Origin of the sequence: Lysinibacillus sp. NPDC097162, from assembly GCF_044762185.1 — a bacterium.
Taxonomy (GTDB): domain Bacteria; phylum Bacillota; class Bacilli; order Bacillales_A; family Planococcaceae; genus Lysinibacillus.
On the sequence record NZ_JBIWDT010000001.1, the window covers coordinates 1,117,311 to 1,130,172 of the forward strand.

Annotated in this window: 10 protein-coding genes; 9 read left to right on the forward strand and 1 reads right to left on the reverse strand. The window is 37.7% G+C overall.

Going from position 1 to position 12,862, the window contains the following annotated elements:
- The first annotated feature begins 50 nt into the window (after positions 1 to 50).
- From efeO to ACIQXW_RS05455, 3 genes are read left to right on the forward strand one after another with little or no spacing between them, the layout of a single operon-like run.
- Entirely contained in the window at positions 51 to 917 is an 867-nt protein-coding gene (gene efeO / locus ACIQXW_RS05445) for an iron uptake system protein EfeO (protein ID WP_401018335.1), read from the forward strand.
- A 6-nt stretch (positions 918 to 923) separates the two neighbouring features.
- Positions 924 to 2,183, forward strand: a complete 1,260-nt coding sequence (gene efeB / locus ACIQXW_RS05450) for an iron uptake transporter deferrochelatase/peroxidase subunit (protein ID WP_402760310.1) — start codon at positions 924 to 926, stop codon at positions 2,181 to 2,183.
- Complete coding sequence (locus tag ACIQXW_RS05455; RefSeq protein ID WP_401018331.1) at positions 2,158 to 3,876, forward strand: FTR1 family iron permease; 1,719 nt, start codon at positions 2,158 to 2,160, stop codon at positions 3,874 to 3,876. The genes efeB and ACIQXW_RS05455 overlap by 26 nt, the downstream gene beginning before the upstream one ends.
- Positions 3,877 to 3,919: 43 nt before the next feature.
- Here the strand turns inward: ACIQXW_RS05455 and ACIQXW_RS05460 are convergent, their stop codons facing one another.
- On the reverse strand, positions 3,920 to 4,801 hold the full coding sequence (locus ACIQXW_RS05460; RefSeq protein ID WP_402760312.1) for a pentapeptide repeat-containing protein: 882 nt from the start codon (positions 4,799 to 4,801) through the stop codon (positions 3,920 to 3,922).
- Between the two features lie 252 nt (positions 4,802 to 5,053).
- Here ACIQXW_RS05460 and ACIQXW_RS05465 point away from each other — a divergent pair, with 252 nt between their 5' ends.
- From ACIQXW_RS05465 to ACIQXW_RS05490, 6 genes are all read left to right on the forward strand, one after another.
- Positions 5,054 to 6,646, forward strand: coding sequence for a PucR family transcriptional regulator (locus ACIQXW_RS05465; protein WP_401018328.1), 1,593 nt, complete (start codon positions 5,054 to 5,056; stop codon positions 6,644 to 6,646).
- Positions 6,647 to 6,778: 132 nt separating this feature from the next.
- Positions 6,779 to 8,047 carry a cytosine permease gene (locus ACIQXW_RS05470; RefSeq protein ID WP_401018326.1) on the forward strand — a complete coding sequence of 423 codons (1,269 nt, stop codon included), beginning with the start codon at positions 6,779 to 6,781 and terminating at the stop codon, positions 8,045 to 8,047.
- Entirely contained in the window at positions 8,044 to 9,147 is a 1,104-nt protein-coding gene (locus ACIQXW_RS05475) for an S-methyl thiohydantoin desulfurase family protein (protein ID WP_402760315.1), read from the forward strand. The genes ACIQXW_RS05470 and ACIQXW_RS05475 overlap by 4 nt, the downstream gene beginning before the upstream one ends.
- The gene (locus ACIQXW_RS05480) at positions 9,140 to 10,690 is read left to right on the forward strand and encodes a hydantoinase/oxoprolinase N-terminal domain-containing protein (RefSeq protein WP_402760317.1); all 1,551 of its coding nucleotides are present in this window, start codon (positions 9,140 to 9,142) and stop codon (positions 10,688 to 10,690) included. The genes ACIQXW_RS05475 and ACIQXW_RS05480 overlap by 8 nt, the downstream gene beginning before the upstream one ends.
- Before the next feature lie 294 nt (positions 10,691 to 10,984).
- Complete coding sequence (locus ACIQXW_RS05485) at positions 10,985 to 11,842, forward strand: patatin-like phospholipase family protein (protein ID WP_402760319.1); 858 nt, start codon at positions 10,985 to 10,987, stop codon at positions 11,840 to 11,842.
- A 157-nt stretch (positions 11,843 to 11,999) separates the two neighbouring features.
- Positions 12,000 to 12,860, forward strand: a complete 861-nt coding sequence (locus tag ACIQXW_RS05490; RefSeq protein ID WP_402760321.1) for a LysR family transcriptional regulator — start codon at positions 12,000 to 12,002, stop codon at positions 12,858 to 12,860.
- The last annotated feature ends 2 nt before the right edge of the window (positions 12,861 to 12,862 follow it).

The window sequence follows — 12,862 nt, forward strand, 5'->3', positions numbered from 1 at the left end:
TAATGATTATCATTCACGTTAGAGACTAATTCGGGAAGTAGGTATTAAGCATGAAAAATAAATCATTATTGTCAGTATTAGTAGCAGGTGGCATCCTTATGGCGGGCTGCGGAAATACTGAGGAAGTAAAAAAAGATGAGAAACCAGCAACAGAGCAAGCGGATCAAACGATAGCGGTAGATTTATCTACTGAACTATCAGCCTATCAACAATTTGCATTAGAACAAATGGATCAATTTTTGTTAAGTACAGAAAAGTTTGTGAACCTGTTCAAAGCAGGTGATATTGAAGGCGCGAAAGCAGCATATGCACCAGCACGTATGTATTTTGAGCGATCTGAACCAATTGCAGAGAGCTTCGGTGATCTTGACCCACGTATTGATGGCCGTTTAGCGGATATCGAAGAAGAAGGTAAAGGCAAAGAAGAATGGACAGGCTACCATAAGCTTGAGTATGCACTTTGGGTAGAAAATAAAACAGAAGGCTATGAAGCGGTGGCAGACCAGCTGCTTGCTGACGCAAAAGAATTACATGCACTCGTTCAAACAGTAGAAGTGACACCAGATGTAATGATTACAGGTGCTGTTGATTTATTGAACGAGGTATCTACTTCAAAAATTACTGGAGAAGAAGAAATTTATTCACATACAGACCTATATGATTTTAAAGCGAATATTGAAGGTGCAGAAAAAATCTTTGAAATTCTTCGTCCAAAATTAGAAGCAAAAGACAAAGAGTTAGTGGCAACATTAGATGAAAAATTCAAAGCAGTGGATGATTTATTAGCTCAACATGCAACAACTGATGGGGGCTATATTTCTTACGAAGAATTAACAGAAGAAAATACAAAAGCACTTGCAGCTGCGGTGAATCAATTAGGTGAACCATTAAGTCAAATGGGAATTATTTTGGAGTGATAAATAATGACATCGTCAAAAGATGAAAAATGGATCGATAAAAAAATATCGCGCCGTGAAATGTTAAAGCTAACAAGCATGGGCGTGGCCGGTATTGCTATTGGTGCTTCTGGCTTTGGTGGTGTGATGAAAGCGATGGGCTATGATGTTTTCGAGCCTGTCGCAGATAGCTCAACAGCAAAAAACAAAGTTAATTTTTATGGAAAACATCAGTCGGGCATTACTACACCCGTTCAAAAACATATTTATTTTGCTTCTTTAACCGTCCTCGTGTCATCCAAAGAAGAGCTACAAGAGTTGTTCAAAAAATGGACACCTCTTGTTGTCCGTTTAATGAATGGTGAGTTAATAGTAGATTTAACAACAAATACACGAGTGCCGACAGGTGATACAGGAGAAGCAGAAGGTTTAAATGCTTCTAATTTATCGATTACTGTCGGTGTAGGTCCTTCTTTATTTGATAAGCTCGGCATGGCCCATTTAAAGCCTGCTGAATTAGCTGATTTGCCACATTTTCCAAAAGATCAGCTACAAAAGGAATTTACAGGCGGGGATCTTTGTATTCAAGCGTGTGCTGACGATCCACAAGTGGCGTTCCATGCTGTCCGCAATTTAGTACGTGCTGCTTCCGGAAAAGTGGAAATTAAATGGTCACAAGCGGGCTTTAACTCATTTCCAGCAGAGGGAGGCACGCCTCGCAATTTATTCGCATTCAAGGATGGCACAGTCAATCCTTCAATTACGGATGAACAAGACTTGAATAAAGTCGTGTGGGTAGATAAAGGCTGGTTAAAGGGTGGCTCCTATTTAGTTGCTCGAAAAGTTCAAATGCATCTTGAAACATGGGATCGTACTTCTTTGAAGGATCAAGAAGCAACGTTTGGGCGCTATCGCGATAGTGGTGCCCCATTAGGTAAAACGAAAGAATTTGATGATTTCGATATCGAAGCAAAAGATAGCAAGGGCGAATATATTATGCCTGATACATCGCATGTGCATTTAGCACGTAAATCAGGTGCCCGCATATTACGTCGATCTTATTCATACGCATCAGGTGTAATGTCAAATACGGGTGCGCACGATGCAGGACTAATATTTATCTCTTTTCAAAAAGATCCAGCGCAATTTACAACGATTCAAAACAGTTTAGGGCGAATGGATAAAATGAATGAATATATTACCCATCGAGGCAGTGCGGTGTTTGCTTGCTTCCCTGGAGTACAAAAGGGGAGTTACTTAGGTGAAGCACTTTTTAACGCGCTGTAGCATTATCATATGCTTATTACTGACACTTGCAGTACCTGTGCAAGCAGCGCAATCTTACAGTCACTTATACATTTCGATTAGTGATGCGCTAATGAATACAAAGCAAGACAAGGAAGCAGAAGCAAAAGATGCACTTGAACAATTCGCAACAGATTGGTCTTCTGTATCATCGGACCAAACTGAGGCGAAAAAAGAAGTCGATAAAATACTCGACCAAGCAGTAAAGGCTTCTTCTAAAGAAGAACGTTTAACGGCATTGTCTGCACTTTCAAATGCTTTGCGCGCGTTAGAGAAGCTTGAAAACCCTGTGGATGAAGCGGCACAGCGAGCAGAATTTGGACAAAAGTTTAAACCTATTATGAAAGCATTTGAAGAAGCTTTGGCAAGCGGTGATGTAGCTTCAATTAACGATGCTTATAAAGACTTTAATGCGAAGTGGAAAAAAATTGAACGTCCCGTACGTGAGCAAAGCATAGGGATGTACGGCCAAATTGAAACGCAAATGGCTTTTATACGAATAACACTTGCTTCAGAAGAGCCTGAAGTCGCGTTAATGCAATCACAATACGCTGATTTAAAGCAAACAATTGAGGATTTCGTAGCAGGTCATGATACTGCGCAAGTTGTAGAAGGCGATTACTCTTTATCAACATTAATTGCTTATATTGATGATGCCAATGATCTAATTGACGAAGGTAACTACAAAGCGGCATCCGATAAAATCCGAGAGTTCATCAAAATATGGCCGAGCGTAGAAATCGATATATCAACTCGTAATGGTAGTCTTTATACAAAGATTGAAAGTGATATGCCGATACTAGTAAGTGACTTATTAAAGTCACAGGTAGATGTCAAAGGCATTAAAAGTAAGCTTGATCAATTCCGAACTGAAATTGAATTAATTCAAGGAAATTCAGATTATACTATTTGGGATTCAGCACTAATTTTACTACGTGAGGGCTTAGAGGCTTTATTAATTATTTTAGCATTAGTGTCATTTTTAAATAAATCTGGGCAAAAATCGCTGCGTAAATGGATTTATGTAGGAGCATTAGCTGGAATATTAGTATCAGCGGTAGCTGCCGTATTAATGTCTACGATTTTCAACTCAGCAACGGTGGATACGAACCGAGAAATGATGGAAGGTTATGTAGGTCTTGTTGCTGCTGCGATGATGATAGGTGTCGGTATTTGGCTACATAGTAAATCAAGTGTCGCAAGCTGGAACCGTTACATTTCAAAACAAATGGGCAACGCCATTTCAAGTGGATCGGTATTTGCGATGGCATCTGTTAGCTTCTTATCGGTGTTCCGAGAAGGGGCAGAAACACTTGTTTTCTATGCTGGGATTGCCCCAAAAATGGCGACATCTCAATTTATACTTGGTATTATCCTAGCACTTATCATTCTAGCGGTAATAGCCATTGTATTATTTAAAGCGAGTGGCAAAATTGCCATTCATAAGCTTTTTGCCGTGGCAACGGTGTTAATTTATGTGTTGGCATTTAAAATTATCGGTGTCAGCTTGCATACATTGCAACTTAGAGATAGCGTGCCAACGACAATCGTTGATGGACTACCGGTTATTAGTTTTATTGGTTTCTATCCAACTGTTGAAACAATTATTGGACAAGCTATTTTACTTGTGCTCGTTATAGCGACTATTCTTTATAAAAAGAAACAAGCGAAGTAATAAAAGGGACAGATTGAAGAGAAAGATTCTTCTAATCTGTCCCTTATTTTTGTAGTATATTATGCCAATGTGTCGGCATGGTTAAATAAAAGGGGAGTTTCGTTTCGCGATTACCAACTGCTGAATTAATTTGCATTTGCGTTAAAAACATCGCAGTAGAAAGATTTGCCCCGCATATATTGGCATCACGTAAATCAGCACCAATAAAATCAACCCCTCTTAAATCCGCATTTTGCAGGTTTGTCGCAATTAATAATGCGCCTCGCAGATCAGTTGCTCTTAAATCTTTGCTTTTTAAATTTTTCCCCATCCAATCGGCACCTCGATAATTCGTTTTTCGACCACTGTGTTTACCGAATGTGTTTACTACAAGCTCATTGCGAATTAGTTCACTTGTCTTTAACAATAAGTCATTAACAGGTAGTCGAATATGAGGGATATCAATAGCTAACAGTGCTTCTACGTCTAGTTTAGTGAGGTGTTGCAAGTTCTCTAACTGTGCATGTAATTTATCGTATAAGCGCTGTGGCAGCGCATAAGACATTGCCTCTGCTACATAGGCAATCATTTCATATAACTGTTCCATAATCGGGAATATCCGAAACATTTTATTAGCAATTTCAGTATTATTGCGCCAATCTTGTCCATAAAACGTCGATTGTGAAACCCATTGCCCTGCACCTAAACAATCGTATACGGTGCATCCTTTAAAGCCTTTGTTTCTAAGCTCACTATGAATTTGACAGCTGAAGTTAGATTGCAAATTCATACATGGTGTGCCAGCTGGTTTATGAATAGCGAAATCGCTTGATGCAACTATATTTAGTGCGGTACAGCATAAGCCAAAACAGTTACGACAATCGGCTTGCATGCTCTTACGTAAATCATTTCCAATAGAATTTCCGATTTTTAATACTTCTGACATTGTCTTTTCCTCACTTATATTCTAAATTTATTTATAATTTTACCATTAAATAACTTTTAATAGGTATTCTTTAGGTGATTAATAAACGCATACAAAAGTAGAGCAGGCTGACAGCAAGTAAATTTCTTGAAAAATGTCTATTTTTGAAACATTGTGTCGAATATGATACTCTTTTTCATAAGGTATCGACTTTAGTGATACCATTAATATTTAATAGAATGCAAATTTTTAACAAAGTAGTGGTGAAGGAATATGGGGGTAACAGTAAACGATTTGCTGCAATTACCATCATTTAGAGGAGCAGATGTATTAACAGGTCGAAATAATCTTAATCGAACTGTTTCCTCTCTATCTGTTTTAGAAGTTTCAGATGGAGATTTTTGTTCGAAGATTGTCCAAACAGTGCAAGAAGAGTGGTATGCAGAAGAACTAGTGATCAGCTCTTTTTTTTCCATTCGAGATAGTGTGGAAAAACAATGTAGTACCATTCAATATTTACATGACCTAGGAGAATTGGGTTTAATATTATATTATGTCGGTATCGTTTTGCCAGAAATCCCAAAGGAAGTACTGCAATTAGCAGATGCTCAAGATTTTATTATAATTTGTATGCCTAAAAATGATTATTCACTAAGGTATAATGAAGTCATTTATGAAGTGATGGAGACAATCATTAGTAACCAAGCGGTCAATGATCATTTCGTGAAGGAAACATTGGAGAAGGTTTCGTTGCTACCAGAGCATTTACGCAGTGTAGAAATTACGCTGAAAATGTTATCGGATCGTCTGAAAGCGAATATTGTGCTGACGAATACAAATTTTGATATTGTCAACCAAGTGATGTGGCCTAGAAATTCTTCCTTAGATGTGTCCAAAGTCATCGAAGAATTTTCCAAAAGTTTAGTCAATCAGGACAAGGGGGAGCTTGAGCTTTTAAATAATGATATTACTTGCGTTATTGAATATAAAAGCGTCCACCAAAAAAATGGCGAACTGCTGTATTTATTCCTTATTAAAGAGAATACGAAATTGCCTGCAAAGACGATTGAAAAAATTAGTGAAGTGGTACAAGTGGCAATTAACCTATGGGGAGATAAACATGATGATGTAAGTGAGTATGCGTTGGTTAAAGCGATTATTAATGATGAAAGTGATAAAATGCGCAGATTGGCAAATGTACTTCATATTGATGTCTCTGCTGTGCAGATGATGTGGTTAGTTACGATCGATGATTTAACAAAAGAAAAAAGTATTCGAGATGAATTGGATGAGCAACTTTCGAAATATTACAAAACAAGAGTGATTCAATGTATTGATCATTGCATCATAGTTCTCTTAGGAAATTGTTTATATAAATATAACGAATTTGAAATTGCTAGTGAGTTTATTCAGACGACAAGTTACGACGCACAAATTGCTAAAATTGTGTATTCACCGAAAATGAAAAATACGAAAGCAGTAAGACAAATGTATCAGTTAGTGAATCAAGTCGGCGAAAAGGTCCATGCCATATTTCCATTGCGCAAATTGTATACCGCAGCTGAAATAAGATCCATAAAGCGGGCGATTGATTTAAGTAAACAAGGGGAAGAGATGATTGAAGAATACTTGTCAGCAATTGAACCTATTTTGAATGATGAGGAGTCGTTAAAAACTTTAATGACGTTTCTCCTAGATGCAAATGGTAATTTTGATGACTGTAGTAAGATTTTATTCATTCATAAAAATACTGTAAAGTATCGCATAAAAAAAATAAGTGAATTGATTGGCAGCGATGTCACTATCTACTCTGAATTTTACGATGTCTATATGGCATGTATGCTCTATCGTTTAATTAATAATTAAAATAATCTGGAATTTTGTTCGAATTGACAAAATTTCAGATTATTTTTTTTATTTATGAAAAAGACGTACCATTCCCTTCTCTCTTATAATTAGATTCATTCAAGAAACAAGGAAGTATAAGGAGGGAGTATTATGAGAAACGAAGGCAATGAACAGTCCTGGTATAGTTTAGGTATTATTTGGGCTGGTGCGATGATTTGTATCCCAAGTTTACTAGTAGGGAACACGCTTATTTCGAGTATGAGTTTACCGATGGCACTGGCCGTAGCACTAGTTGGCTATACGATTGTTGTTATTATCATGGTTTTGCAAGGGATGCAAAGCAGTGACTTAGGAAAGCCAACCGTCCATATCGCAGGACATGTATTTGGTAAAACAGGATCTCGCACGATTTTGTCTATTATATTAGCCATCGCTTGCTTGGGCTGGTTTGGTATCCAGGCCAATGTTTGTGGGGTAGCGTTAGCGAATTTGTTAGCGCATTTTAATGTGAATGTACCAACGCCATTCGCTTCTTTCCTTAGTGGGTTGGTAATGGTGATTTCAGCGATTTATGGAATGAAAGTACTACGTGTATTAAGTTATATTGCAGTACCGTTATTAGTTGTAATTTGTGTATTTGGTTTAGTACAAACATTGACGGGAGATCATCTACAAATCATTTTGGACTATAAACCGAAACAAACGATGAGCTTTATGGATGGATTAGCTGTAACGATTGGTTCGTTTGCTTTAGGAGCAGTAATAGCTGGTGACTATTCGCAATTTTCCAAAAAACGTGCGGATGTTTTTAAAGCAGCTACATTCGGCATTATCCCTGCTGGCATTTTAATGATTGGCGTAGGGGCTGTGTTAACAATCGCTTATCAAACAAGTGATATTACTGCTGTCTTTTTAAATATTGCAACACCATTTATTGGCGGTGTGGCGTTAATTTTAGCGACATGGAAAACAAATTTGGTCAATGCCATTTCAGGAGGAATTGCTCTTATAAATGTTTTTAACGTTTCTAAGGAAAAAGAAAAAGTGGCAATTGGTATTGCCGGAACAGTTGGGACATTATTGGCTGTAGTAGGGATACTCAATTACTTTACACCGATTATGTCAATATTATCAGCGATGATTCCTCCAGTTGCGGGCGTTATGATTGCTTCATACTGGTTTATGAATAAAGGTGATAAAAATAGTTGGCATGAGGTAGAAGGGGTCAATCGTTTAGGTGTATTTTCATGGTTAGCTGGCGCAATTATTGCTAGTGCGCCTGTAATTTTATCCTTATTCCCTGAATTACCACAAATACCAAATCAGCCTTTAATCGGGATTGTCATTTCATTTGTTATTTATTACGTAGGGCATCGGTTAACTGGACAAAAATCGATAATATTGGAGGAAAATAGATGAGATATTTAGATAAAGAAGCAATTGAAAATATTGCGATTGGCGCAGCATTTTTAGGCACTGGCGGAGGCGGAGATCCTTATATTGGAAAGCTTATGGCGCTTTCTGCTATTGAAAAAAACGGGCCTGTCAAATTGTATTCAGTAGATGAAATAGCAGATGAGGACTTTTTTATTCCCGCTGCAATGATGGGAGCACCTTCTGTTTTAGTCGAGAAGTTCCCACGTGGTGATGAATTCGTGAAAGTTTTCCAAAAGCTTGCTCAGTACTTAGGAAAAGAGAAAATTGCTGGTACGTATCCAATGGAAGCCGGTGGGGTGAACTCGATGATTCCGATTGTCGTAGCTGCACAACTTGGTTTACCACTTATTGATTGTGATGGTATGGGTCGTGCCTTCCCAGAATTGCAGATGGTGACATTCCATTTAGATGGCATTTCAGCAACACCGATGGCGATTACTGACGAAAAAGGGAATATTGGTATTTTTGAAACAATTGATAATAAATGGACAGAGCGTTTAGCTCGTACAGCGACAGTAGAAATGGGCGCAAGTGCTTTAGTGAGCTTGTATCCTACAACTGGTGCACAAATGAAGAAAAGTGGTGTGCATCACATTATCACACTTTCTGAAAAAATTGGGGAAATCATTGCATCCAAAAATAAGGAAGTAAATGACAAGCTACAAGAATTGCTAAACCTCGTTTCAGGCTTTGAATTATTCCAAGGTAAAATCGTTGATGTCATTCGAGAAACGAAGGGCGGCTTTAACCTAGGGAAGATGAATCTTGAAGGCATTGATGCTAATAAAGATGAACAGATGAAAGTCCATTTCCAAAATGAAAATCTGCTAGCAGAAAAAAATGAGCAAGTCGTTGCGATGACTCCAGATTTAATTTGTTTAGTAGATTATGAAACATTATTACCTGTAACAACAGAAAGTTTAAAATACGGTAAACGTGTACGTGTCATTGGTCTGCCTGCTAATGAAAAATGGCGCACAGCAAAAGGGATTGAAACAGCAGGTCCAAAATACTTTGGCTATGATTATGATTATGAGCCAATCGAGGAAATTGTGAAAAAGGGGGTAACTGAGCATGTATAAAATCGGAATTGATGTAGGTGGAACAAATACAGATGCCATCCTTTTAGATAACAATAATAAGCTTATCCATAGTGTAAAATCGCCAACAAGCTTAGATATTAAAACCGGGATTGAAACGTCTTTACGAAATTTACTGCAAGATTTAGCAATCGATAAAACACAAATTAGTCATGCGATGTTAGGTACAACACAATGTACGAACGCTATTGTAGAGCGTAAAAAACTCGCTAAAGTAGGTGTGATTCGCCTCGGCTATCCTGCAACTGCATCCGTATTGCCATACACTGCTTGGCCGAAAGATATGGTTGAAAACCTATCTGGCAATTATGCTTTAGTGCATGGTGGTTACGAATATGATGGGCAAGTATTAGGACAGCTTGACGAAGATGAAATTCGATCGCTATTAGAGGACTGGCGACACCAAGTAGAGTCAATAGCCATCGTTGGGGTCTTCTCATCTATCAAAAATGATCAAGAATTGAAAGTCCGTGATATTATCCAACAAGTATATGGTGAAGAGTATCCAATTTCTTGTTCTTCATTGATTGGGTCAGTTGGGTTAATTGAACGTGAAAATGCAACAATTTTAAATGCGGCGCTTTGCAAAGTAATTGAAACAACGACACAAGGCTTCGTACATGCATTGCAAACAGAGGGGATTTTTAATGCGGAAGTGTATTTATGTCAAAATGATGGAACGTTGATGTCAATCGATTATGCAAAACAGTTCCCAATTTTAACAATTGCTTGTGGACCGACGAACAGTATACGTGGTGCATCTTATTTGTCACAAATTAAAAATACGATGGTGTTGGATGTTGGCGGAACAACTTCTGATATTGGTGTCCTACAAGATGGATTTCCAAGAGAATCGTCTGTTGCTGTAGAAGTAGGGGACATTCGTACAAACTTTAGAATGCCAGATATTATTTCTGTTGGACTAGGCGGAGGTAGTATCGTCCGTGTCAATGATGGCAAGATTACGGTTGGCCCTGATAGTGTAGGCTATAAAATTAGCCAAGAGGCACTGGTCTTTGGGGGCGACACACTGACAACAACAGATATTGCGGTTCGTTTAGGTCTTGCAGATGTAGGAGATCGTAGTTTAGTAGCTCATCTTGATGAAGCATTTGCCAAAGACGTACAAAAAGAAATGGCGTCGTTACTTGAGCAGGCCATTGATAAAATGAAAACTTCTTCAGAAGATGTGCAACTCGTTTTAGTCGGTGGGGGCAGTATTATTGTGCCTGAATCGTTACGAGGGGTAGCTAAAATTATTAAAAATGAACATGGTAGTGTTGCCAATGCAATTGGTGCATCAATTGCTCAAATTAGTGGGCAGTATGAACAGATTTATATTTATGCTAAAGAACCACGTGAAGAATCTTTGCAAGATGCACAAAATAAAGCAGTGAAGCAAGCGGTATTAGCCGGAGCTCTTGCTGAAACAATTGAATTAGTCGAAGTGGAAGAAACGCCACTTGCTTATCATCCAGAAAACGCAACAAGACTAAAAGTAAAAGTTGTCGGTAAAATGGCGTAAAGAAAAAGAAGAGCCTTTAAATAGGCTCTTCTTTTTTATTTTAAAATTGTTTGAGTGCCTGGCACTGTATTTAACAAAATACCCAAAATCAAATTCCTTCGATTATAACACCTGTGTATTTACTAATATTTGCATGGACAAGACACAACACTTATAAAAGTGATTACCATAGAGCAGGCACATCGCCTATTATTTCGATTAAAAAATCTTAACTATTATAATTGGTGAAAAAATAAGAAACTTAGCTTTGATTGCGGTAAACTAAAAGAGAATATAGAGTGAAAGAGTGATGGTATGCTACAGGTAAATGTGGAGGATTCAAGTTTAATATTAGAGGGTGGAACGTTTCGTACATTGTTTACATCCGGTGTATTGGATGCTTTTTTAGAGCATGACATTATGATGCCCTATGTAGTAGCCATTTCAGCAGGTGCAATCAATGCTTGCTCCTATGTGTCACAGCAAAAGGAAAGATCGTTACGTGTATTAATGGATTACCGTCATGATAAGCGGTATATGGGCATAAAAAATTTCCTTAAGGAAAAGAGCTTATTTGGCTTAGATTTTGCTTATAATATTATTCCAAATGAGCTAGATATTTTTGACTGGGATACGTACAAGCAATATGACGGGAAATTACTTTTTGGCGTAACGAATGCAGCAACAGGGCAAGTTGAGTATATGGATGCACGAGAAATGGATCGACAATGTATGATGTTGCGGGCAACTTGTGCTATACCTATTCTTTTTCCGGAAATTAAACTAAATAATACGGCCTATTACGATGGTGGTTTAGCGGAGCCAATTCCGATAATGCATGGTGTCGAAAATGGTTTTAAAAAGCATGTACTTGTGTTAACAAGACCTAAAGGTTACCGTAAACAAATGGATCGCCAAAGCAAGTGGGCTATGAAACTACTAGCAAAACGTTATCCTAATTTGGTGAAAAGCATGCAAAAACGTGCAGACCATTATAATGCTTCTCTTGATTATTGTGAAAAGTTGGAGGCACAAGGAAAAGCGTTTATATTCCGCCCAACACAAGCACTTAACAGCTTTGAGAAAGATACGGTGCAAATGCGCAAAAATTACGACATGGGGTATGAGCAAGCTATGCAACAAATCGATGCTTTGAAGTACTTTTTACAATAATTGTAGAAAATCGATTTCAGATTAGAGAGTGCCTTACATGTTAAGGTGCTCCTTTGTCCTTTTTAGCCGTAACAATACTGACTTATATAGTTTGAAAGGTTTCAAGTTACACAATAATTTCGTTATAATGAATGAAAAACTAAAAGAGGCATTGTCTATGGAAACAGAATGGTTACGGACGTTTATCGTGGCAGCGGAAACCGAAAATTTTCGTGAGACGGCAGAAAGATGTTTTATTACACAATCGACAGTATCGAAACATATTCAGCATTTAGAAAAGGAATTGCAAACACCGCTGTTTGAACGGCAAGCAAAACATGTAAAATTAAATTACATCGGGGCACACTTTTTACAGCAAGCCAAAGAGATAGTGGCAACCGTTGATGAAGCATTACATAGTACACAATCTTTGAAAAGTGGTTTTACTTCAAAATTAACGATTGGCGTAGCACCACAAATTGCGAATTCTACATTACCAGCTGTAATTGGTTATTTTCAACAGCAAAAACCTGCAATTCAGCTCTCAATTGAATTGTTAAAGTCCAATGAAATCGGAGAAGCGGTATATGCAGGAGCTGTCGATATAGGTATCTCGAAACTGACGTCCACACGAGCTATCCATATGGAAATGCTTGCCGAAGAGCCACTCCAATTGATCGTACCGATAGGCAAAAAATTTACCGATCCTATGACACTTTTACAGCAAGAAACGATTTTAATCCACGAATATGCGCCATATTGGCAAGAGGTCCAGCAAGTACTACAACAATTGCCGAGCTATAAAAGTATGCAAATTAATCAAACAGAAGTCATCAAAAATTTTGTCAAGCAAGGTTTAGGGATTGCTTTTTTACCAAAAAGTGTAATTGAAGCTCCCTATCAAGAACAATTGCTTCATAGTTATTCAGTAAAAGAGTTTTCACATATTGTTTCAAATACTTATTTTTTATGTAAATATGTAACTGCAGATATTGAAGCATTTTTGGCTGTTTGTTATGCCATTTATAAAAACAATTAGTT